The sequence below is a fragment of the Falcatimonas sp. MSJ-15 genome (assembly GCF_018918265.1).
In the GTDB taxonomy this organism is placed as follows: domain Bacteria; phylum Bacillota; class Clostridia; order Lachnospirales; family Lachnospiraceae; genus Falcatimonas.
In genome coordinates this window covers 1-24,409 of the sequence record NZ_JAHLQC010000001.1, presented here as the reverse complement: position 1 = coordinate 24,409, position 24,409 = coordinate 1, and the positions used below count along the sequence as shown (strand labels likewise).

The window sequence follows — 24,409 nt, the reverse complement described above, 5'->3', positions numbered from 1 at the left end:
TTCCTATTTAATTACCATTCAATCTCGTCAACAGGCAATGGATTATCATTTATCTCTATACTTTCAACTTTACTATTACGCATCCTTATTACTCTGTCTGCCATTGGTGTTATCATTGAGTTATGCGTAATAAGTACAACTGTCATTCCTTCCTTCTTACATGTATCCTGCAAAAGTTTTAATACTTTCTTACCTGTATTGTAATCAAGCGCACCTGTTGGCTCATCACACAATAATAACTTCGGTCTCTTTGCAAGTGCTCTTGCTATAGATACTCTTTGCTGCTCTCCTCCAGATAACTGCGATGGGAAATTATCCATTCTATCTTCAAGTCCAACTGCCTTTAGTGCTTCTTCCACCGGCATAGGATTATCACATATCTGTGATGACAATTCTACATTCTCTCTTGCTGTAAGATTAGGAACAAGGTTATAGAATTGAAATACAAATCCTATATCATGTCTTCTATATGCAATAAGTTCTTTCTCTGACAATGAACTAATCTCTTTTCCGTCTACATAAAAACTGCCACCATCACTCTTATCTATGCCGCCTAGTATATTAAGTACAGTTGTCTTACCTGCACCACTGCTTCCTACTACTATTGCAAATTCTCCTTTTTCAACATTAAAAGTCACTCCATTAGCTGCTGTTATTATAACTTCTCCCATCTTATATCTCTTATAGACTTCATTAAAACTTATAAAACTCTCCATAGTTTCCTCCTATCACTTCTATCATAAGTTCTTCGTCACTATTATTAAGGCTGCAATAACTAAGTATATATCCTCCTGTTAACTTAATCTGTCTTATAGTCGCATTTTGCTCATTTTCAGAGACCATTTTTATATTATTATTATCAATTTCAAAAGATACTTTCTGTGGTGAATAAGCAAAACCCATTCCTATAGCTTTCATATATGCTTCTTTTAATGTCCATATTCTAAAAAAACTTTCATTAGAGCAATCCTTACTAACTATATATTTTTTCTCGTCAACAGTACATATTCTATCTGCCACACCTAACCTGAATAATTTGATATCTTCTATATCAATTCCTATTTCACTTCTAGATATGCATACTGCAACTGCTCCGTTACAATTACTGACATTATAATGAACATCTTTATGCACTGCAAAATATGGTTTTCCATAGCTGTTTGTAAGTATTTCTTCGTTACTGTAATCAATACCATATTCTAAAAGTTCCCTCTGTAATATATCTCTTGCAATTTTTCTTTGCATCTCATGATATTCACTTCTTGTGACATTAGCTCTTCTTGCATGTTTTACAACACATATTTTAGATTTAATAATCATGTTCTTCAATATACTCCATCAGATCACCTACAGTTACAATATTAGTAACATCTCTATCTGAGATCTCTATGTCAAATTCTTCTTCCATAGCCCCTGCAAGACTCATAAGATCATAGGAATTAAGTCCCAAATCTTCAATAAGATTAGTATCTTCATTGATCTTTGATTCTTCAATCTCCACATATTCAAGTATTACCTGTTTAATTCTATCCAACATTCTTTACTTCTTCCTTTCTATCAGCTTCAAGCGATGCTTTTCGTTTTATTTTTCTTGTTGTTGTCTTTACAAATTCATTCTGGCTTATATCTATATGATGTATATGCTTATATGATGGTAACTTTTTATTAACTCTCTTAATATCTTCATGTATAAGCATATCAGCATCATTAATATCATTCTGACTTATGTATTCCTGATCAAATACCATTTTTGCAGCTATTATACCTCTTTCATCTGCACCGGCATTCTCTGCATATACAATTACCTCTTTAACATATGGAACTGATGTAAGTATCTCATTTTCAATCTCTTCAGGATATACATTTTTACCATTTTCAAGAATTATAAGATTCTTCTTTCTTCCGGTAATAGTTATTCTTCCGTTTCTATCAATCATTCCATAATCACCAGTTTTAAAATATCCATCCTTAGTAAAAGACATCTTTGTAGATTCTTCGTCTTTATAATATCCAATCATTACATTATCGCCTTTTACTACAATCTCGCCACATCCTGTGCTATCAGCTTCATCTATTCTTACGTCTACACCATATACAGCTTTTCCAACTGTTTTTGGATCTTTTGCTACATTTTGATTAATTGCAATAAGTGGTGCACATTCAGTAATTCCAAATCCATTAGTAATATTTATTCCAAATTCACTAAGTCCTCTTGCTATGTCTTCTCTTATCGGTGCTCCTCCACATATTATTCGTTCTACTCTTCCACCAAACTTTGCAAGGACTGGCTTGAAGAATTTACGCCTTACATCAATTCCAACTTTGCTAAGACATCTGCTTACTAATAATCCTTGTTTTAGATAACGTTTTAGTTCAAGTCTCTCACTCTCCTGCCATATTCCTTTATATATAGTCTCAAGAAAGAGTGGTACCATACACATAACCTGTGGTCTATATAATTCCATATTACTCATAAGATATTTAAGACTATCATTAAAATATATTCTTGTTCCAAGATACATTCCACCAAGCAACGTGCACCCTAACTCATATGTATGATGAAGTGGCAAAATTGACATTGCAGTCTCACCAATTACAATATCATGTACAACTATATTAACTGTTGTTGCAAGATTCTTATGTGACAGCATAACACCTTTGTTCGCTCCTGTTGTTCCTGATGTGAATATAAGAACAGCCAATGCATCATTATCTATAACTGCATCAATATAATCCCGGTTCTTTTTTCGCACAAGTTTTCTTCCATCTTTAATCAATGTTTTTATATTGTAGAACCCTTCCTTTTCAGGAATTTTGTCAAATCCTATAACCCACTTTAGCTTATTGACCTCTTTAAAGTGTTTTATCATAACAGGTATGTATGTATTCGAACACAATACCGCATCTACATCTCCTTTATTTAACATCCTTATTATCTCTTCATCCGGAAGTTCTTTATCTATTGGTACAGCAACACCACAACCGGCTGCTACAGCAAAAAAAGACACTACCCAGTTATATGAGTTTTCTCCAATAATTGCTATATGACTATCTTTCATCCCCATCTCAATAAGTTTTGTTCCAAGTGCTTCTACATCTTCTTTAAGTTTTAATGCTCCGTATGACATAATAATACCATCCTTTTTCTCACTAAAAAGTATATTATTGCCATACATATTGGCACAGCTATCAACTATATCTCTAAGATTACCAACCGGTCCATAACTGAGTATCTCTTTTCGCATCGTAAGATCGTTAAATCTATTTTTTTCCATTATCAGCTCTCCCCTTGTAATATATCAAGTATCTCTCCTATTGTCAGTTGTTTATTATCTACTACCATATCCATTGTATTTTCAATATTTAATGCTAATCTTCTAACCGTCTGTTCATCAAATCTGTACTTAAGATATTCATAATAAAAATCAAGACCTTTTTCTTCATTATTCATAATTGTAAGGTACATAGGATTAGAGGATGCTCCATTATGATGCCATCTCGTCCTTGCTTTCGTTCCATTAAGTTCAATATGTAATGGCTGATATGTTACAGATATATCTTCATACGCAACTGATGATGTTATATTGTACATTGGCACTCGTATATTTCTTATCTCAAGTGGATTAAGCTCACAATGTCTAAAGCATACAGCCTGTTCATCTTTTATGTTCTTAAGCACATCTATCGCTGCCTTCTCTTCTGAAAAGATAGTTCGAAATGGAAAAAAATGCACTCTTGAACCACCACATTTTTTCTCTGTAAGTGTGGCTCTTCTTGCTGCTGTAAGATTAACAGTTACATCTTCTTCTCTATCATTAGCTGCACTAAGATGACATCTTACTGCAAGTAGCACCAGGCACTGAAATGATATATTATTATCTATGCAAAATTGCATCCACTTTGCTGTTTTATCTTCATCTGCATACTGCATCCATCTTGCTGTATCCGGATGTAGCAAAGACAATATTGACGCTGCTCTGTAATTATTATTCTTTTTCTTTTTTTGTTCTAATAAAAGTCTTTTCTTTCCATCAATTCCAGTGAATATCGGTTCTCCTTTTTCCCAATATTCCTTCCAGAATTCATAATCTTTTTCCTGCTGTTTTGAATTCTCATACTGTAACTCTTTTATAATTATGCTTTTATATGATGACATAGGCTTTGGCATATCATTTCCTGTCGCAAGTGCATCATATATATCAAGTATGTCTTTAAAAAATATCATAATGCCTGATGAATCCTGTATCATATGATTTACATTCATATATATTCCTTCAAAGCCATCTATATCTCTATAAATATAGATTCTAAACTGTCTTTTTCCAAACAATTTATGCTTTTTAGAAGCATCTTTAAATATTATTCTATCTCTCTTTTCTTCTGTCATTCCATAAAAATCCCATATTCCAATCTCTGGTTCGTCATGTTCAATGAAATACTGCTTTATCTTTCCTTTTTTTCTAACAAATCTAAGTCGCATTGCTTCACACCTGTTAACAGCCATAACTATTGCTTTTTTTAACATCTCATAATCAAAATGTCTGTCAAGCACCACAGATGTTGCAACATTAGTCACGCATTTTTTTATTGAAAATATCTGTGCATACAGATTAACTTTTTGCGATGACGTAATGTCTAGTAATTCTTTGTTCATTCCTACTTCTCCTCTTTATTTTCCTCATATTTTAATATTCTCTTTTAATATATTTTGAATTATTGAAATTTATGCACTAAAAAAGTACCTGCTGCGGAATACTTAATATTTCGCAGCAGATACTCTACTGACATTCTATAATTAGTTATTCAAAGATTCTATAAATCTTGTAAAAGCTCTAATTCCTTCCTCTGTCTGTTTGAATACGCCTGCATCCTCTAATACTTTAAGGAATACCAATCCAATCTCCTCACGTAAAATTGATTCCACATTTTCTGAATTTATACTATCATACTTCTTAGAAAATTCATATACCCATTCAGCATGTTTTGCAATTTTTTCATTGGATTCTATATCTTTTTTGTTAACAATATAGTCTTTTAATATCTCCATTTCTTCTTTTAATCGACTTGGAAGAACTGCAAGACCCATAACTTCTATAAGTCCAATATTTTCCTTTTTTATATGATGAAGTTCATTATGTGGATGATATAATCCCATCGGACACTCTTTAGTTGTTATATTATTACGAAGTGCCAAATCAAGTTCATACATATCTCCACGTTTTCTTGCAATTGGTGTTATTGTATTATGTGGTTCATTATCTGTATATGCATATATATATGCATCTTCATCTGTATATTCCCGCCACTTTTCAAGAATATACGCTCCAAGTTCTATAAGGCGTTTTTCATCTCTACAGCTTGTTCTTATAACAGATAATGGCCATTTTACAATGCCAACTTTAACATCTTCATATCCTTTTATTACAAATTCTTTAAGCACTGGTGCTTTTGCCATTGCAAATTCATAATTACCACCCTGAAAATGGTCATGTGTAAGTATTGAACCACCAACAATTGGTAAATCTGCATTAGATCCAAGAAAATAATGTGGGAATAATTTGATAAAATCAAAAAGTTTTACAAATGTATTCTTCTCTATCTTCATTGGTGTATGCTCACCATTAAATACTATGCAATGTTCATTGTAATATACATAAGGCGAATATTGAAATCCCCAGTCTGAATCATTAATTCTTATTGGAATTATTCTATGATTTTCTCTCGCCGGATGATTAACTCTTCCTCTATATCCTTCATTCTGTTTACAAAGCAGACACTTTGGATATCCTGCCTGTTTGGCATTTCTTGCTGCAGCTATTGCTTTTGGATCTTTTTCAGGTTTTGACAGATTAATCGTGATATCTATATCACCATAAGGTGTCTTAGTAACCCATTTCAAATCTTTTTTTACTCTATATCTTCTTATATAATCTGTATCCTGACTGAATTTGTAGTAAAAATCAGTTGCCATCTTAGGTGATACTTCATATAATTCTTTGAATTCTCTTATTACTTCTGATGGTCTTTTTACCATTGTATTCATAAGTTTTGTATCAAACAAATCTCTGTATACAACACTGTCTTCTATTATATTTTCTGCAACTGCATAATCTAAAAGTTCTTTTAACGTACTCTCAAGATCTACATTACTATATTCTTCTATTGGTTCTTCATACTCATCAAGATCTAGCAGATCAAGAAGCATATTTGTTGTATATATTACATCATCCTTACTTATGAGCCCACTTTCAAGCCCATAAGTAACGAGTTTTTTTATACTGTCATATACCATATTCTTTTTAAGACCTCCGGCATCTTATTTTGCATAGCCATGTGGATGTGTCTTATGCCATTTCCATGCTGATGCTATTATCTCTTCAAGATCTGCATGTTCAGGATTCCATCCAAGTACTTTTCTTGCTTTTTCACTTGATGCGATAAGCTGTGCAGGATCTCCTGCTCTTCTCTCACATTCAACTGCTTTAATAGGATCTCCAGTTACTTTTCTTGCTGTTTCAATAACTTCTTTTACAGTGAATCCAACTCCATTACCAAGGTTGAAGATATTACTGTCATTGCCTTCCATAAGATATTTTACTGCAAGAATATGTGCCTGTGCAAGGTCTGTTACATGAATATAATCTCTTATACATGTACCATCTTTAGTATTATAATCTGTACCAAAGATATTGATAGCTTCTCTCTGATGAAGTGGTACCTGTAAGATAAGAGGAATAAGATGTGTCTCAGTTGTATGAGCTTCACCAATCTCACCACTTTCATGTGCACCACATGCGTTGAAGTATCTTAATGAAACATATTTTAATCCATGTGCTCTGTCTGTCCATTTAAACATCTTTTCCATTGAAAGCTTTGTCTCACCATATGTATTAGTTGGTTCTGTACGATCTGTTTCAACAATTGGCACTCTCTCTGGTTCTCCATAAGTTGCAGCTGTTGATGAGAATACAATCTTCTTAATATCATGTGCTATCATACTCTCAAGAAGTACTTTTGTTCCACATAAGTTATTATCATAATATTTTAATGGATTAACCATACTTTCACCAACAAGTGAATTAGCTGCAAAATGAATTACTGCATCTATTTTTTCTTTTTCAAATACACTGTCTATAAAAGCTCTGTCTCTTATATCACCTTTGTAAAATCTTGCTTTTGGATGCACTGCCTCAATATGTCCTGTTTCAAGATTATCTACAATTACTACATCTTCACCTTTTTCAATTAAAGCATATACTGTGTGTGAACCGATATATCCGGCTCCTCCTAATACTAATACTGTCATATTTATATCCTCCTTGTTAATAAAATATTCTGTATCACCATATATATGATACTCTCACTGTTTATAGCTGTCAAATTTTTTGAAGTTTCCTACATTATAGTAGTCCTGCACCATCACCTATGTCAACTACATAAAAATCTGCTGCATATCCAATTGTATTAAGATACTCTTTACCAACTTTTTCTATAAAATCATCAACTGCTTCTTCTTTTACAATACTTACAGTACAGCCACCAAATCCAGCTCCTGTCATTCTAGAACCAATTACACCATAAATTTTTAATGCTGCATCTACAAGCGTATCTAATTCTTTGCCTGTAACTTCATAGTCATCTCTTAATGACTCATGTGAAGCTATCATAAGTTTACCAAATCTTTCTATATCATTAGCTTTTAATGCTTTAACTGCTTCTATTGTTCTCTGGTTCTCATATACTGCATGTCTTGCTCTTTTAATTCTTACAGGATCTTTAATTGCATCTTTTACTGATTCAAACTCTTCATTAGTAAGTTCTCCAAGTGACTTTATATCTTTAACTTTTCTAATCTCTTCAAGAGCTGTCTCACATTCACTTCTTCTCTCATTATACTTTGAATCACCAAGTCCTCTTTTTTTGTTAGAACATGCAATTACCACTTTCATTCCATCAAGAACTATTGGTGCATATTCATATGACAGATCACTTGTATCAAGGAATATTGCATTATCTTTTTTACCCATTGCAATCGCAAACTGATCCATAATTCCACAGTTAACACCATTGAATTTGTTCTCTGCGAACTGACATATCAAAGATACATTAACCATATCAATATCATAACCTAACATATCTTTTAACATTACTGCTGTCGCAACTTCAACTGATGCTGATGATGAGAGTCCTGAACCATTAGGAATATTACCAAAAAGAAGAATATCAAAACCTTCATTAACAGCATATCCTTTTTTTCCAAATGCCCACATTACGCCCTTTGGATAATTAGTCCAATTAGCCTCTTTTGAATATACAAGCTCTGAAAGGCTGCTCTCTATAACTCCAAGACTTTCAAAATTCTCTGAGAAAAATCTTAACTTATTATCATTTCTCTTTCTTGCAATAAGATATGTTCCAATTGTTAAAGCACATGGAAATACATGTCCACCATTATAATCCGTATGTTCACCAATAAGATTAACACGGCCTGGTGCAAAATATGATTTTGCTTCACCATCTCTGCCAAATACTTCATAAAATTTTTCTACTAATCTTTCTTTCATTCTATTTCTCCTTTTTTTATCTGCGTCTTTACTGCTCTTACTCTTGTATATAAACTTCATGCTGATATTCTGCTTATAATCTCCAAATGCATCGCCAAACAGATTGATTCCTCCATGATGTTTCGCATCGTCCTTTATTCCAATCCTCACAGATATATAATCATTATCTTTAATGCCATATCTTCCTATGGGATATTCGTTAACACGTTTATAATCCAGATATGTTCCATCTTCACTAATTGACCACGTCTTAAGCTTACCATATTGTGTATTCTTATCAGGCCACCATTCTGGATTAAGCTTTCCTCTCCTGCCACCATAATCAGATGGACATTCCCATGTTCCTGCATCAATTCCATTCACCCACAGTGTTATATCTGACGGATAATCCATATTGTAATCTTTTGCCTCTGAACAAAGCTCTGCTGATATCTCTATTGCTTTTACTTCTTTATTCTGAATATAATGATTTGGAAATCTATATTCAAAATAGCCATCTGCTGTCCATATAAGCTTTGCCGTTGCTCTTAATGGACTATAAAAACATCTTGGTTCATCTTCTTCATCAATATTGCCTTTTTCATTAACAATTCCACATGTAGGAATCGCTTTATAATCTACAAAATTACCAATTGGCATATCTATAACATCTGTCTCATTCGCTTCTTCTGGCATATCAAATGTAATATTAATCTCATCCATATTAAGACTACATATCTTAACTGTACCTCGATTTGCTTTTACAAGCTCTGTCTTTACAATACCTGCTTCTTCTAATGCCTTAATATTAAGAGCTGTACTTGACGCTGGTGCACCTGTCTTCTTCGCTATGTCATTAATACTCATATTCTGTTTTTTAAGTAATCGTATTATCTCTATCTTCATCTCTGAAGATAATGCCTTGCCGATAAGAATCAGCTTCTGTTCATCATCAAGTGTATATCTGTCTTTATCCAACCAGCCACCTCCAAACTGTATATGGCATAAAAACATTTTTTATGTTTCTATACATTTTTTATGTTAGTTCCATTTTACCACAAAACACTTATCTGTCAATATTTTTTTATACATATTATACAATTTGAAACATTTTTTATGTTTTACTTCACAACCACTTATCTGTATCACACTATATCTTCCTTAACTTAACTAAAACATAATTCATATTCTACTTCACAATTACTTATCTGTATCATACTATATCTTTCCCATCCTAGCTAAAACATAATTCATGTCTCACTCACTTCTATATCTTAATTTTTCTTAAATTAACATTTTTTAAGTTGTATTATTATCAATTCATTGTTATTATGAATTCAGTCAATTATATGATTATTACTTTTTGTGATACGCATATATCTTTGATTCTATCGTTCATATTAACTTTGATTTGATATATTATATTCAAAGCCGATATAACGTTATACTTAACACTAATACAAAAAGGAGTTCCTTAATATGAATAAATTTATAATTTCATCAGACACAACTTGTGACCTTCCTTCAGAATACCTCATTGACAACAATGTAGATATCCATGTTCTTTATTACAGTCTTGACAATGTTATCTATGGTAAAGAACAGACAATGGATTCTATTGATTTCTATCATAAGATGGACGAAGGTGCCAAACCTACAACTATGGCAAGTAATCCCGAAGAAGATTATAATCAGTTCAAAAAATTCTTAGATGAAGGTTATGATATTCTTCATATTGCTTTCTCCTCAGCACTCAGTAGCAGCTATAACAATGCTTCTATTGCAGCATCTAACTTAATGGAAGAATATCCTGAACACAAAATTGTTGTAATTGATTCACTCTCTGCATCAATGGGTGAAGGCCAGCTTGTATACCGTGCATGCGAATTAAAAAAACAAGGAAAGACAATGGATGAGATCGAGAAAGCTGTATATGATTATATTCCTTATTCATGTCATCAATTCACTGTTTCTAATTTAAATGATTTATATCGTGGTGGTCGTGTATCTAAGACAGCAGCATTTCTTGGTACACTTGCTAACATAAAGCCTGTTCTTCACTGTGATAATGAAGGCCGCCTTATTCCTATTGCTAAAGTTCGAGGAAGAAAAAAATCACTTGAAACACTTGTTGATAATATGGCTGAACGTATGGGAAAGTTCAAAGATGAAAATGATGTTGTATTTCTTGGTCGTGGTGACTGCGAAGAAGATGCAGCTTATGTCGAAAAACTTATCAAAGAACGTTTTGGATGCAAAGTAATTAATAATATTATCTGCCCTACTGTAGGTGCACATACCGGTTCGTCAATCATTGCTCTTTTCTTCCTTGGTGAAAAAAGATAACATACTAAATAACCCACTAAATAATATACTAATAAAAGCATATATTCTCATACTTTATTTTATGAGAATATATGCTTTATTTATGTCTTCAATCTTACTGATACACTTATTGTATCCAAGTTATCACTATAATTCTAATTATTTGATAATGATATATTTCTAGAACTCATATGTTATTCAACAGCCATCTTCTTAACCTGATTCATTGCATTCTTAACAGCTGGTATAAGCAATAATACAATTGTAACTAACATCTCTGGCAATATATAAGACAGATTATATAAGAATGATGCCCATATAGCTGCAAGATTCTCACTCATAACACTTGTATATTCAGTAAAAAATATAAAACCTGATATTGAATGCATTACAAATCTTCCTGCTACACCCACTGCATATCCTGCAACAAGCCCATTTTTCTTATTTGTAAACAATCCTGATAATCCTAAAGCTCCAAACGCAAGAGGATAATCAAGTAATAACTGTACCGGATGTACAACGTATGCTCCAAATAATAATTGTAACAAACCATAAGCTATACCTGCAGCAATTCCAATCTTTGCGCCATACCAGTATCCTACTACTGCTACAAAAAACATACTAAATAGTGTTATTGAACCACCGTATGGTAAGTCAGCAAACTTAACAAAAGAAAGTGCTGTTGCAAGTGCTATTGCCACTGCTGAAAATACAAGTTTTTTTACTGTAAATTCTTTTTTATTCTGCATCCTAATTCCTCCCATTCCGGCATCTATTCTCTGATATTTATTCTTTAATATTCTATCACTTCACCGGATTTAAATATTATTTAATTATATTTTCCATTTATTGTCAAGTATATATTACAATTATATAACAACATACATTTTGATTAATATAATAATACCAAAAACCGACTCCTAATCATTAGAGTTTAATTCTAACTTTTAGGAATCGGTTTATTAGCAATCTTATATATAAGTTATTTTAACTTAATTCATATATTCATTTCACTAGCCAAATCTATCATTCTTACAAGACAACATCCTGTATCACAATATATCTTAAAACATATTAATTATTTAAAATATTTAACACCAGACTCAAAGATCTTAAGATCCTGTTCTCCATAGATATTAATTGCAACACTCTCGCCACGTCTCTCTGAATGCGCCATCTTACCAAGACATCTTCCATCTGGACTTGTAATACCTTCAATAGCCATATATGAACCATTAACATTCCATTCTTCATCCATTGAGATATTACCTTCTGGATCACAATACTGTGTAGCAACCTGTCCATTTTCAAATAATCTATCTAACCATTCTTTTGGTGCTACAAAACGTCCTTCACCATGTGAAGCAGGATTACAATATACTTTACCAAGTTCAGCTTCCTGTAACCATGGAGACTTATTAGTAACAACTTTTGTATATACCATCTTTGATATATGACGGTTAATAGTATTAAATGTAAGTGTTGGTGCATCTGCTGTCTGACCTACAATCTCACCATTTGGTACAAGTCCAAGTTTAATAAGTGCCTGGAAACCATTACAGATACCAAGTGCAAGTCCATCACGCTCATTTAATAATCTATGAACAGCTTCTTTCATCTTCTCATTTCTAAATGCTGTTGCAAAGAATTTTGCTGAACCATCTGGTTCATCACCAGCTGAGAATCCACCTGGGAACATAATAATCTGTGCTTTATTAATTGCTTTTTCAAATTCGTCAACAGATTCTCTGATTCCATTTGCATCAAGGTTATTAAATACTTTTACTATTACATCAGCACCAGCTCTTTCAAAAGCTTTTGAGCTATCATATTCACAGTTTGTTCCTGGGAATACAGGAATAAATACTGTAGGTCTTGCAACTTTATGTTTACATACATATACATTATCTGTATTGTATAATTTTGTTTCAATAGGAGTTACTTCTTTAACTGCTTTTGTAGGGAATACCTTTTCAAGTTTTTCTTTCCATACTTTTAATGCATCATCAACAGTTATAACAACATCACCATATACAAATTCAGGCTTTTCTGTAACTTCACCAATATATGTATAATCTACATTAATATTAGCAGTATCTGTAACTTCACATACAATACAACCATATTCTGGAGCAAATAAATCATCACTCTTAACATTCTCTGTATCGATTACAAATCCCATCTTATTACCAAAAGCCATCTTTGATAATGCAGGAACTAATCCCTTTCCATCAAGTACATACGCAGACACGATTGTCTTATTCTGAATAAGCTCATGAATATATGCATATAACTTCTTAATACTCTCAAATACAGGAAGATCATACTTATCTTTCTCTATTGCAAATTTAACAAGTTTGTTACCGGCTTTTTTAAGTTCAGGAGTAATTATATCTCCTTCTTTCGCAACATCAACAGCAAAAGATACAAGTGTAGGTGGTACATCAATATCATTGAATGTTCCTGACATACTATCTTTACCACCAATTGATGGAAGACCAAATCCAAGCTGTGCTTCATAAGCACCAAGTAATGCTGCAAATGGCTGACTCCATCTTGAAGGATCTTCTGTCATTCTTCTAAAGTATTCCTGGAAAGTAAATCTAATCTTTGAATAATCTCCACCTGCTGCTACAATCTTAGCTACTGAATCTGTTACAGCATACATTGCTCCATGATATGGACTCCATTTTGAAAGATATGGATCAAATCCGTAACTCATCATTGTTACAGTATCACACTTACCTTTAAGTACTGGAAGTTTTGCAACCATTGTCTGTACTTCTGTAAGCTGATATTTACCACCATATGGCATATACACTGAACCAGCTCCAATTGAACCATCAAATCTCTCAACAAGACCTTTCTGTGAACACACATTAAGATCAGATAAAGTTTCTAACCATTTTGCTTTCACATCATTAACAGCTTCTTTTTTGAATACGTTTTCTTTTTCTTCAGGTATATCAACAAGTACTGATGTCTCCTGATGAGCTCCGTTAGTATCAAGGAAAGCTCTCTTTATGTTAACAATTTCTTTACCTCTCCATTCAAGAACAAGTCTTGGATCTTCAGTTACAACTGCAACTTCTACAGCTTCAAGATTCTCTTCTCTTGCATATTTCATGAATTCTGCTACATCTTTAGGATCGATAACTACTGCCATTCTCTCCTGTGATTCTGAGATTGCAATCTCAGTTCCGTCAAGACCTGCATATTTCTTAGGTACTTTATCAAGTGATACTCTCAATCCATCTGCAAGTTCACCAATAGCAACTGATACACCACCGGCACCAAAATCATTACATTTTTTAATTAACTTACTAACTTCTTCTCTTCTGAAAAGTCTCTGGATCTTTCTCTCTGTAGGGGCATTACCTTTTTGAACTTCAGCACCACATGTCTCAATTGAAGTCTCTGTATGTACTTTTGATGAACCTGTAGCACCGCCACAGCCGTCACGTCCTGTTCTTCCACCTAATAAGATAATGATATCACCTGGATCAGAAGTTTCTCTTATTACTGCACGTCTTGGAGCTGCACCCATAACTGCACCGATTTCCATTCTCTTTGCTACATAATCTGGATGATATATCTCCTTAACATAACCTGTTGCAAGACCAATCTGGTTACCGTATGAACTATATCCTGCTGCTGCACCTGTTACAAGTTTTTTCTGTGGAAGCTTACCATGTAATGTCTCAGAGATAGGACCTGTAGGATCTGCTGCACCTGTTATACGCATAGCCTGATATACATAAGTACGACCTGACAATGGATCTCTTATTGCACCACCAAGACATGTTGCTGCACCACCAAATGGTTCAATCTCTGTAGGATGGTTATGTGTCTCATTCTTAAAGTTAACAAGCCATTCTTCTGTCTTTCCATCAATTTCAACTGGAACTACGATTGAACATGCATTAATCTCATCAGATTCTTCCTGGTCTGCAAGTTTTCCTTCTTTTTTAAGTTTTCTCATTGCCATTAATGCAAGATCCATAAGACATACGAATTTATCTTCTCTATCTCCAAAGATTGCTTTTCTGTCTGCAAGATACTTATCATATGTGCTTTCCATTACTTCTTTATAGAAACCATCTTTAAACTTAACATCCTTAAGTTCTGTTGAGAATGTTGTATGACGACAATGATCAGACCAATAAGTATCAAGAACTCTAATCTCTGTCATTGATGGATCTCTCTTCTCATCATTCTTAAAATAATTCTGAATATGTAAGAAATCTTTAAAAGTCATAGCAAGATTAAGTGATGAATATAATTCTTTAAGTTTATCTTCTGCCATGTCTTTAAATCCATCAAAAATAATAACATCTGCAGGCTCTTCAAATTCTGTTACAAGAGTCTCAGGCTTATCTGTAGCTGCCTCTCTTGAATCAACAGGGTTAATACAAAAACTCTTAATACTTGCTGCTTCTTCCTCTGTTACGCTTCCTTCTATTACATACACTGTAGCTGTCTTGATTACAGGATTCTCATCTTCATTCAAGAATCTCACACACTGAACTGCTGAATCTGCTCTCTGATCAAACTGTCCTGGAAGATATTCAACTGCAAATACAAAATCTTCTTTATTCTTTACAAAATCTTCTTCATATAAATAATCAACAGGTGCTTCACTAAAAATTGTTGTTAATGATTCTTTATATGTCTCTTCACTTATATTCTCAATGTCATATCTTATTAGCACTCTGACATTAGTTACTGTCTTTATCCCAAGATATCCTTCTATCTCTTCATGTAATTCTTTTGCTTTAACTGCAAAAGCGGGTTTTTTCTCTACAAAAACTCTCTTAACCTTACTCATTGCTAACCTCCTGATTATAGCCAATCTCACTTTTTTACTGAGTCTATAATATCACAAAGTTTATCATTAGTACAATTAATATATTTAATATAATTAATAAGCACAGTTGATAAATATATTTTATCTACTGTGCTCATAACCCTTTTAATGTTTTTTTATCAACATTTTAACGTTCTTATATACATATTTTAGCGTTTTCACATCAACATTTTAACGTTTATATTTCCATATTTTAACGCTTATATTTCCATATTTTAACGTTTTTATATTCATAAATCTCTTACGAATCAACGCATAGACTACTCATGAAGCCTTCTTATAATCTTATATATAACTGCATTCTCCATAACCATAGGTGCTGTATGTGCAAAAAATATTATTCCTTCAGTCGGTGCAAGAATCTGAGTTATAACTTCTCCTTCATACGGATCTATTATATCTGCAATCACATCACCTCTGGCAACAAAATCCCCAGGCTCTTTATGTCTTCTATAAAAACCTGATACCCTCGTCTTAACAGGCATTAACTCATCTTCAGCTATAACTGTTGCTATATATCCAGAATGACTATTATACTTAATTATCCCCATTCTTGTAAGAAATCTAAGAACTGATGCAACTGCCTGTTTAGCTGATTTTTCATCAACCTGATCTGTCGAATTAGTATATATTGAAAAAGCATTAGTATTATTAAGCTGCCAATTATAATTAAGCGTTCCTGTATCAAGTGGCTTTGGTTTTCTAACTACAACATAAGGCAGACCAAACAGATTCGCAAGACTTGTACTCTGCTTACCAGTTTCCATCATCCTTACATGTGGTATAAAATCACCAGGCATATAAAATGATGTAAATTGTATGCCATAACTGTATCCTTTCATCTTTTCAAATATAGATGATGCTATGATATCTGTAGTCTCTCCATGAAAATCTCCTGGAAACTTTCTATTAATATCTGTATCATCAACAGCCCAGAATCTCTTTCCAACATTCATCGAATAATGATTAACTGATGGAATAACCATTATCTCCTGATTACTGTTAATCTGTCCTCTCTCTTCAAGTTCTTTAAGTTCTTTTATAAGCTGCGAACAAATAAAAAGCTGTTGATGTTCATTACCTCTACTTGCACCAACTATACAACATGACTTTTCACCTTTACCAAATTTATAACCATTAATTTTAAAATCATCTCTATATACTGCTTTTAGATTAAATAATTCCTCTTTTATCATTTTTTATCTCCCATTATTCGTGCAATCACAGCTCCCTGATATACAACAGGATGTTCCCTTAATGAGAACATTGTTCCATCAAAAGGAGCATATACTGACTCTAATATCTCACCCATTGCAGGATTAACTATATCACCAATATGATCACCTTTTCGCACTAGTCCCATCTTAGCTTCACCATGTATAAATATTCCTGAATGCTTAGAATGTATAACCTCAACTTCACCCTCTGTGGAAAGCATAGGTTCTTTAGGTATTCTTGTCTCACAATTCCATATTCCCATCTCATTCATAAGATTGAATATTCCACTCAAAATCTGATCACAATATTCTCTATTAATTCTATTACCAATTCCCATCTCAAGTGCAAGCGTTGGAACACCAATCTGATTAAGACTATATGCAAGTGTAGCTTTAAGAACTGTCGCTGATTCATATATCCATATAAAATCTGTATTCAACAATTTAGCATATGGAATAAGGCTCTTATTATTCTCAGCTATTCTAACCTGAGGAAACTCTTTTATAAATTCATTAGAAGAATGTAAATCAATACATATATCACTTCCTGAAATATCTTTAACAATCGAAGCTGCTACATATTCCGCCATTGCACCATCACTATATCCTGGAAATACTCTGTTCATATCAAGGTCAAACATAGGAATTCCTCTTGTTATAGAATCAATACCAAGTGGATTAATTGCAGGATATACATCAACAATTCCATTCACATCTTTTATATTTTCTTTAAGTTTTTTTATAAGTTTGTAACAGATATATTGTCCATCAAGCTCATCTCCCTGTATACCTGTCACTATTGCAATTCTCTTATCTCTATTACCATTTTCAATTCTCTGTCGTTTTATAGCGACCTGCTCATCAACCGGCAGATCAACTGTAACTATATCTTCAAGCACAGTAAACACTCCTTATTATAAAAACATTAATATCTAAATTATACATTATCAAATATGCATATCACTCTAACTTTCGCATCTGACACATTAAAGCTATATGCCTTTTATGCAATACAATTCTTACTTATTCAAAGTGAATTTATGCTATTTCTCTTCATATATATCATAACATCTTAAAAAAATCTACTACTATTTACAGTGTTTTTTAAGATAAACAACCATCACCTTGCAATAAGTTTTTTATTATGTTATTATACTTATATAATTATAAGGAGGACTAATATCATGGATATTAATTATGAATTGTACAAAGTTTTTTACTACGTTGCTACAACACTGAGTTTCTCTGAAGCTTCCAAGCAATTATACATCTCACAATCAGCAGTCAGCCAGTCAGTAAAAGTATTAGAAAAAAAATTAAACCAGCATCTTTTTATAAGAAGCACTAAAAAAGTTTCTCTCACACCTGAAGGTGAAATTTTATTAAAACATATAGAACCTGCGATCAATTTGATTAAACGTGGAGAAACACAGATTATAGAATCTAATTCTCTCAACGGAGGTCAATTAAGAATCGGTGCAAGTGACACAATATGCAGATATTTTCTTGTGCCATATCTTAATAACTTTCACAAACAATATCCAAACGTCCACATCAAAGTAACTAATCAAAGTTCAATTAACTGTGCTAAACTTCTTGAAGGTGGACAAGTAGATCTTATAATTACTAACTATCCTAATTCCGGACTTAGCAACGTTAATAACATAAGAGTTATTAAAGAATTCCACGATCTTTTTCTTGCCAGCAAGAACTATTATCCTGAACTTGAGAACAAGACAATGACTTTAAAAAGTCTCTGCAGTTACCCAATTCTTATGCTTGACAGAAGAAGTACAACAAGCGAGTTTCTTCATAACATATTTCAACAGCGCCAGCTTGATCTCGTTCCCGAAATAGAACTTTCAAGCAACGACTTATTAATAGATCTCGCACGAATTGGACTTGGTGTTGCATTTCTTCCCGATTTTTGTATTCCTGAGATGCCAGATGATCTATTCATTGTAAATACAGACGAAGTCTTACCTCAAAGACAACTCGTAGTTGCCTTCAATGAGAATCTTCCAGTATCTCAATCTACTAAAAAATTCATTGATTCGCTATAATACGTTTTATACTAACATATATTAACAATGTAAAGTTTGTATGGCTCTTACTCTACAATACAAACTTTACATTGTATTAAATCTTATTTTTGAGTATCCCAAAATTCTTTCACAAGTCCTTCTATATTATTCACATTAACCATATACATATCATTCCATTCACGTGGTATCAAGTAATCGTATGTATGTTCTAATATTCTATTATCCAACAATGCAATAATACCTCTATCTTTGTCTGTTCTTATAACTCGCCCCGCAGCTTGAAGCACTTTATTAATCCCAGGATATATATATGCATATTCATAACCTTGATTATTTCTTTTATTATAATAATTCTTTACTATCTCTCTTTCATCACATACCATTGGAAGACCAGTTCCAACAATAATAGCACCAATAAGTGCATCCTCTGTAAGATCTATTCCTTCTGAAAAAACTCCGCCAAGCACACACATTCCTACAAATGACTTTTTATCACTATTCTCTATTCCTTCAGTCTCTCTTACATTTAAAAACTTATTTAAAAAATTCTCTCTTTCACTCTCGCTCATATCTATATCCTGTAATATAAACTCAATATTTAACAGCATGTTAGCAATCTCCATTGTGCTTTCATTCTGAATAATATCTTCTATAACACAATATACATCCCTAAGATATTTGTAAGATGGAAAAAATACCATATAATTTCCTTCTTTTGCAAGAGTTATTCTGCATATATATTCTATTATCTTTCTATATTCAGCTGTATTTCTCCTTACATACCTAGACGTCACATCTCTTGATGCCACTATCATTCTATTACTTTGCAAAAATGGCGATTCTGTATATATTGCATAATCCTCGTCCGAAGTAACACTTAACAGACTTTTATAATAATTCACAGGTAATAATGTCGCTGAAAAAAATACTGTTCCGGCACTTCCTTCAATCACATTAGATAAATTCACAGATGGATTTATACAAAATAATTTTATGTAAAATTGTCCATCAATATCATATGCTGTATATATTACATAATTCTCATCAACATTCTCTGACATATTATTAAAATGTCTTATATTAAAGTATAGTTCTTGTAAAAAATCACTTTCAGAAAAATCTCTATACTCCTCAACAAATCTCTCGAACTCGCTTTGCAATCTTAACAAAGATATAGATAACGCACTACAGCTTTGTATAACTTCAAAATCACTACATTCTCTTTTTAATTCAAGCAAGTTTTTATTACATTTTGCAAGTGCATTTGATAATCGCCTATCAATATTTTTTATCATCTTTGCTGCCTGCATAATATCTTCCTTGACAATTCTTGCACTGAACATATCTCTACCACGTTCAACCAGATTATGTGCTTCATCAATTAGATATACATAATTTTCTACATTATGAGAAGCATCATCAAAAAAACGTTTTAAATGAGCATTAGGATCAAAAACATAATTATAATCACATACTATAGCATCGCACCAATAAGAAGCATCTAAACTCATCTCAAATGGACATACACAATAACTTCTCGAATATTTTTCAATAACTTCTCTTGTAATTATATATTCATGCATTATCATATCATATACAGCCGAATTAACTCTGTCATAATGCCCCTTGGCATACTCACAATCAACCGGATTACAATTTTTCTTCTCACAAAAGCATATCTTATCCTTAGCTGTAAGAATAATACTTCTAACTTTAGAGCCATTATCCCTTAAGATTCTAAAAGCCTCAATAGCAACTGTTCTTGTTATCGTTTTGGCTGTTAGATAAAATAACTTCTTAAATTTTCCTTCCCCCATACTTTTCAAAGCCGGAAAAATAGTTGACATAGTCTTCCCAACTCCTGTAGGAGCCTGTAAAAATATTTTTTTCTTATCACTTATACTCCTATATACGCTCACTACTAATTTACGTTGTCCCTCACGATACTCAAAAGGAAACTCTAGTTTTTCCAAACTCATATCTCTTATTTTTTCAGATATTATCTGTAAACTAATCCACTGTTTTAAATCTAACATCAACTTATTAAACCATTGCGTCAGATCAGCCATATCATAATCATATCTAAAACGTTTTATAGATTCATCATCCAGGTTACAATACGTCATAGTTACTGCAGTCTGCCTTGCATCATTTTTTATTGCGAGCATATAAGCATAACATTTTGCCTGTGCCAGATGAACCTCATCAGGTTCTATAATATATCTCAAATCTTTATAAGTACTCTTTATCTCATCAACGACATCAATCTCTCCCTCACGCATTATTCCATCAGCTCTGCCTTCGATTATAATCTCATAGACATTATCTTCGTCCTCTTCATTAGAAATAGAGTCTATCTCATCACAATATACTTTTGTATATACTGTTGTAGCATTATCATTCATAATACTAGTATTTTCCTGTTTTATATCACCACTATTAGTGACACTACCATTAATACTATCATTACTAATATCTCTACCATTAATACCATCACTATTAATATCTCTACTAATACCTCTATCAGTAATACTATCACTACTAATATCTCTACCATTAATACTGTCGCTACTAATGTTTCTAACATCAATAACATCATTAATAATATCATTACTAACGATACTATCGCCAACATTAATAAAAATACTTAAACGCAATAAAACCTCACTATCATATTCAGCACCCATAGATCTTTGTATCTTTTTATGCATTTTGGTACCTTTTAACATAGCATCCTTATCCTGTGCAGAATATGAATATCTTGTATCAATGTCACCTTTACGGCATAAAAATTCTACAAGACTCCTAACCGATATCCTAATCTTATTATTCTTTATTACAAACATTTTATTACCTTCAACTTAACTTTCTATTCCACAACACTTGCCTGGATTTTTGGATTCAATACGTTCTCTATTTTATATTTTGTAAATTCTATCTCATTTAATGCTGTTAATGGGTTGACATTAATGTCCCTTATTGGAATATTCATCATATCAGAGACACCATCTATAATCTTTCCAATCTCCGGCAATTCATTAAATTCCAACTTAACTGAATCATTTCTAAATATACATCTTATAGTTCTTGTATTTGTTGTTTCAACAAATACAATTTTTATATCCATAACAATTATTCCCATATATGCATCTACTATGTTACATTTAGAAGCAATCTCATATATTTCCTCATTTAGAGCATATTGGCTATATACATATCTGTTAATTCCTAATGGTATCTCATGCACTTCTTTACTTGTTGATACCTTCATAATCAAAATATCCTCTTGCATTTCAAATGCCATCTCGTTTATCCCATTTTCATAATTATTATGAAGACACTGTATAAATAATGGCATAATACCAACATTATTGCTTTTTAATGAATACCTATTGCTAATAAACTCAAACTCTTTTTTTCTGTCAATCCCGGATTTTCTTATACGTTCATGCCCTTTTCTTTTCCACCCTCCATGATATATCTGTCTTGTTCTAATCTCATTATAATCACAGTTAAATTCCAGATTATCCATTACATTACATAATCTTCTATATTGCATAGGATTGTCAGTTAAACCACTTTCTACAAACTTCTGACTATCCATAAAATACTTTTCTATACAACACATAATTTCACTATTAGGAAAAAGTCGTGGACTTCCTGCTGTTGTTATAACAACCATATTATTCTTAGGAATAATGACCATATTCTGTCCTAACATTCCATTAAATATATATGATCCTTCACTTTTTCCTATCCATGTATAATAAGAATAACCATATTCATTTTGTTCTTTTAATGTATCTATTTTCTTTTTAGCTAACTCTTCTATCCAAGCTTCACTAATAATTCTTTTCCCTTTCCATACACCCTTATCAAGACACATCTGACCAATTTTTGCCATATCTTCAATCTTAAATGACAATCCCCATCCAGCTTTCAAATGCTGTTGTGGACATCTTTCCCAATACCAATCATATATTTCTAATGGATTTAGCAAACGTTCCTGTATATAATCAAATAAATCTTTACCTGTCTTCACCTCTATTATACGTCCTAACACATAAGTATTCATACTGTTGTATGCAAACTTAGTTCCAGGTTCAAATGTAACAGCTGAATCAAAATATGCAGCAAGCCAATCATTCTCAACAATTGAACCCGCCTCATTAAAATTAACTCCTGTTGACATCGTCAATAAATTTTCAACTGTTATACTACGCATTCTGGCACTATTAAAAACATTCGTACTCTGCTTTAATATATCAACAATTTTTTCTTGCAAATCAATCTTTCCATCATCAATCAAGCATCCTAATGCCAATGATACAATACTCTTACACATAGAATGGGATATATGTTTTATAGAAGTTCTATATGGTGCAAATGCTGTATTAACAATTATTTTTCCATCTTTTAATATCATTACTTCATGCACATCAATATCTCTATTTTTAGATAACTCTACTAAAAATTGTTCAATATATTCAGAACGAATACCAACCTTTTCTGGCACAACAACGTCAAATGCATTACTATCTAAATTTGATTCATTTTCACTTTTTTCAAATATAGGTTTTTGTGGCAAATATTTATTCACGTTCAACCTATCTATATTCCCTATCATTAATTTACCGATCCAATCAACTGTTTTTAACTGTATTTTTATATCCATATTATAACCCCCTTATTTTTTTATATCTCTTATCTAGCACTTTAAACTTCATTTTTTCAAGTTACATTTACTTTTTTCTCTTATATTAATATATAAAAAATCTATATGGCTTTCAACTCATAGCTCATTTATGGCTTTCAACTCATAGGCTCATCTATCTGTTGAAAGCCATAGATGGACCTATGAGTTTTCAACACCAATTTATAACTTTTTCGTTTTTTAATAATACCGCTATATCTTTTATATATAATCATTAGTATCTTTAACTGTATTATTAATATTATCAACCTTTTTCATTTATTATATCATACTCTAGATATGTAATCTCTAACTTATTTTTCCAAATTTTGCAACTTATAAAGCGCATAACATGCATCTATTAATATTACTATATTCTTACTAAAAACATACATTAATCAAAAGCATAAAAAAAAGACTCAGCTAACAACTGAATCTTTATAACAGGGGCGGTAGGACTCGAACCCACGACATTTGGTTTTGGAGACCAACGCTCTACCAACTGAACTACACCCCTATGGAGTTTATATATTGTAAACTCAAAACTACACGCTGAAATTATATCTTTTAGAATCCTTTTTCTGAGGTTAACCTCTTTTCTTGGTTAAGTCCTCGACCTATTAGTAACAATCAGCTGCACGTGTTACCACGCTTCCACCTTTGTCCTATCTACCTTGTCGTCTTCAAGGGGTCTTACAGCTTGCGCTTGGGATATCTCA

The 24,409-nt window shown here is 32.4% G+C and carries 16 protein-coding genes, 1 tRNA gene, 1 rRNA gene and 1 pseudogene; 2 read left to right on the top strand and 17 right to left on the bottom strand.

Annotated elements, in window-relative coordinates:
• Positions 1 to 11: 11 nt before the first annotated feature.
• The 9 genes and pseudogenes from KQI85_RS00090 to KQI85_RS16775 all read right to left on the bottom strand — a co-directional run.
• Positions 12 to 716, bottom strand: coding sequence for an ABC transporter ATP-binding protein (locus KQI85_RS00090; RefSeq protein WP_216574008.1), 705 nt, complete (start codon positions 714 to 716; stop codon positions 12 to 14).
• A complete protein-coding gene (locus tag KQI85_RS00085) occupies positions 694 to 1,320 on the bottom strand; it encodes a 4'-phosphopantetheinyl transferase superfamily protein (protein ID WP_216574007.1) in 627 nt (208 codons plus the stop codon). Before KQI85_RS00085 ends, KQI85_RS00090 begins: the two co-directional genes overlap by 23 nt.
• Positions 1,310 to 1,537, bottom strand: a complete 228-nt coding sequence (locus tag KQI85_RS00080; RefSeq protein ID WP_216574006.1) for an acyl carrier protein — start codon at positions 1,535 to 1,537, stop codon at positions 1,310 to 1,312. Before KQI85_RS00080 ends, KQI85_RS00085 begins: the two co-directional genes overlap by 11 nt.
• Complete coding sequence (locus KQI85_RS00075; RefSeq protein WP_216574005.1) at positions 1,527 to 3,275, bottom strand: long-chain fatty acid--CoA ligase; 1,749 nt, start codon at positions 3,273 to 3,275, stop codon at positions 1,527 to 1,529. The genes KQI85_RS00080 and KQI85_RS00075 overlap by 11 nt, the downstream gene beginning before the upstream one ends.
• 2 nt (positions 3,276 to 3,277) lie before the next feature.
• Positions 3,278 to 4,654 (bottom strand): condensation domain-containing protein, encoded by a 1,377-nt coding sequence (locus KQI85_RS00070; protein ID WP_216574004.1) that lies wholly within the window; start codon positions 4,652 to 4,654, stop codon positions 3,278 to 3,280.
• Between the two features lie 141 nt (positions 4,655 to 4,795).
• Complete coding sequence (galT, locus tag KQI85_RS00065; RefSeq protein ID WP_216574003.1) at positions 4,796 to 6,292, bottom strand: UDP-glucose--hexose-1-phosphate uridylyltransferase; 1,497 nt, start codon at positions 6,290 to 6,292, stop codon at positions 4,796 to 4,798.
• Positions 6,293 to 6,316: 24 nt separating this feature from the next.
• Positions 6,317 to 7,306, bottom strand: a complete 990-nt coding sequence (gene galE / locus KQI85_RS00060; protein WP_216574002.1) for a UDP-glucose 4-epimerase GalE — start codon at positions 7,304 to 7,306, stop codon at positions 6,317 to 6,319.
• 94 nt (positions 7,307 to 7,400) lie between these two features.
• The gene (locus KQI85_RS16410; protein WP_253293697.1) at positions 7,401 to 8,564 is read right to left on the bottom strand and encodes a galactokinase; all 1,164 of its coding nucleotides are present in this window, start codon (positions 8,562 to 8,564) and stop codon (positions 7,401 to 7,403) included.
• A 765-nt stretch (positions 8,565 to 9,329) separates the two neighbouring features.
• Positions 9,330 to 9,449: pseudogene (locus KQI85_RS16775) on the bottom strand (hypothetical protein); the annotation flags it as partial.
• A 573-nt stretch (positions 9,450 to 10,022) separates the two neighbouring features.
• On the opposite strand from KQI85_RS16775, the gene KQI85_RS00050 reads away from it, so the two are divergent.
• Complete coding sequence (locus tag KQI85_RS00050) at positions 10,023 to 10,889, top strand: DegV family protein (RefSeq protein WP_216574000.1); 867 nt, start codon at positions 10,023 to 10,025, stop codon at positions 10,887 to 10,889.
• Between the two features lie 173 nt (positions 10,890 to 11,062).
• On the opposite strand, the gene KQI85_RS00045 is transcribed toward KQI85_RS00050, so the two are convergent.
• The 4 genes from KQI85_RS00045 to KQI85_RS00030 form a co-directional block, all read right to left on the bottom strand.
• On the bottom strand, positions 11,063 to 11,617 hold the full coding sequence (locus KQI85_RS00045; protein ID WP_216573999.1) for an energy-coupled thiamine transporter ThiT: 555 nt from the start codon (positions 11,615 to 11,617) through the stop codon (positions 11,063 to 11,065).
• A 329-nt stretch (positions 11,618 to 11,946) separates the two neighbouring features.
• Positions 11,947 to 15,696: a phosphoribosylformylglycinamidine synthase gene (locus KQI85_RS00040; protein ID WP_216573998.1), complete on the bottom strand. Its 3,750-nt coding sequence runs from the start codon at positions 15,694 to 15,696 to the stop codon at positions 11,947 to 11,949.
• A 299-nt stretch (positions 15,697 to 15,995) separates the two neighbouring features.
• Positions 15,996 to 16,931, bottom strand: a complete 936-nt coding sequence (locus KQI85_RS00035; protein WP_216573997.1) for a M14 family metallopeptidase — start codon at positions 16,929 to 16,931, stop codon at positions 15,996 to 15,998.
• Positions 16,928 to 17,851, bottom strand: a complete 924-nt coding sequence (locus KQI85_RS00030; protein ID WP_216573996.1) for a M14 family metallopeptidase — start codon at positions 17,849 to 17,851, stop codon at positions 16,928 to 16,930. Before KQI85_RS00030 ends, KQI85_RS00035 begins: the two co-directional genes overlap by 4 nt.
• 285 nt (positions 17,852 to 18,136) lie before the next feature.
• On the opposite strand from KQI85_RS00030, the gene KQI85_RS00025 reads away from it, so the two are divergent.
• On the top strand, positions 18,137 to 19,015 hold the full coding sequence (locus KQI85_RS00025) for a LysR family transcriptional regulator (RefSeq protein ID WP_216573995.1): 879 nt from the start codon (positions 18,137 to 18,139) through the stop codon (positions 19,013 to 19,015).
• Between the two features lie 83 nt (positions 19,016 to 19,098).
• Here KQI85_RS00025 and KQI85_RS00020 read toward each other — a convergent pair whose 3' ends face one another.
• The 4 genes from KQI85_RS00020 to KQI85_RS00005 all read right to left on the bottom strand — a co-directional run.
• Entirely contained in the window at positions 19,099 to 21,843 is a 2,745-nt protein-coding gene (locus tag KQI85_RS00020; RefSeq protein ID WP_216573994.1) for an ATP-dependent DNA helicase, read from the bottom strand.
• A gap of 23 nt (positions 21,844 to 21,866) precedes the next feature.
• Positions 21,867 to 23,672, bottom strand: coding sequence for a serine hydrolase (locus KQI85_RS00015; RefSeq protein WP_216573993.1), 1,806 nt, complete (start codon positions 23,670 to 23,672; stop codon positions 21,867 to 21,869).
• Positions 23,673 to 24,134: 462 nt separating this feature from the next.
• Positions 24,135 to 24,207, bottom strand: a tRNA-Trp gene (locus tag KQI85_RS00010).
• 83 nt (positions 24,208 to 24,290) lie between these two features.
• Positions 24,291 to 24,409 (bottom strand): 23S ribosomal RNA (locus tag KQI85_RS00005); the annotation flags it as partial.

What these genes read in the sequence shown, in the direction of transcription:
- galE (WP_216574002.1), bottom strand. Translation starts at nt 7,306, where the DNA reads ATGACAGTATTAGTATTAGGAGGAGCCGGATATATCGGTTCACACACA.
- KQI85_RS00050 (WP_216574000.1), top strand. Translation starts at nt 10,023, where the DNA reads ATGAATAAATTTATAATTTCATCAGACACAACTTGTGACCTTCCTTCA.
- KQI85_RS00085 (WP_216574007.1), bottom strand. Translation starts at nt 1,320, where the DNA reads ATGATTATTAAATCTAAAATATGTGTTGTAAAACATGCAAGAAGAGCT.
- KQI85_RS00040 (WP_216573998.1), bottom strand. Translation starts at nt 15,696, where the DNA reads ATGAGTAAGGTTAAGAGAGTTTTTGTAGAGAAAAAACCCGCTTTTGCA.
- galT (WP_216574003.1), bottom strand. Translation starts at nt 6,292, where the DNA reads ATGGTATATGACAGTATAAAAAAACTCGTTACTTATGGGCTTGAAAGT.
- KQI85_RS00090 (WP_216574008.1), bottom strand. Translation starts at nt 716, where the DNA reads ATGGAGAGTTTTATAAGTTTTAATGAAGTCTATAAGAGATATAAGATG.
- KQI85_RS00080 (WP_216574006.1), bottom strand. Translation starts at nt 1,537, where the DNA reads ATGTTGGATAGAATTAAACAGGTAATACTTGAATATGTGGAGATTGAA.
- KQI85_RS00075 (WP_216574005.1), bottom strand. Translation starts at nt 3,275, where the DNA reads ATGGAAAAAAATAGATTTAACGATCTTACGATGCGAAAAGAGATACTC.
- KQI85_RS00015 (WP_216573993.1), bottom strand. Translation starts at nt 23,672, where the DNA reads ATGGATATAAAAATACAGTTAAAAACAGTTGATTGGATCGGTAAATTA.
- KQI85_RS00045 (WP_216573999.1), bottom strand. Translation starts at nt 11,617, where the DNA reads ATGCAGAATAAAAAAGAATTTACAGTAAAAAAACTTGTATTTTCAGCA.
- KQI85_RS00070 (WP_216574004.1), bottom strand. Translation starts at nt 4,654, where the DNA reads ATGAACAAAGAATTACTAGACATTACGTCATCGCAAAAAGTTAATCTG.
- KQI85_RS00025 (WP_216573995.1), top strand. Translation starts at nt 18,137, where the DNA reads ATGGATATTAATTATGAATTGTACAAAGTTTTTTACTACGTTGCTACA.
- KQI85_RS00035 (WP_216573997.1), bottom strand. Translation starts at nt 16,931, where the DNA reads ATGATAAAAGAGGAATTATTTAATCTAAAAGCAGTATATAGAGATGAT.
- KQI85_RS16410 (WP_253293697.1), bottom strand. Translation starts at nt 8,564, where the DNA reads ATGAAAGAAAGATTAGTAGAAAAATTTTATGAAGTATTTGGCAGAGAT.
- KQI85_RS00020 (WP_216573994.1), bottom strand. Translation starts at nt 21,843, where the DNA reads ATGTTTGTAATAAAGAATAATAAGATTAGGATATCGGTTAGGAGTCTT.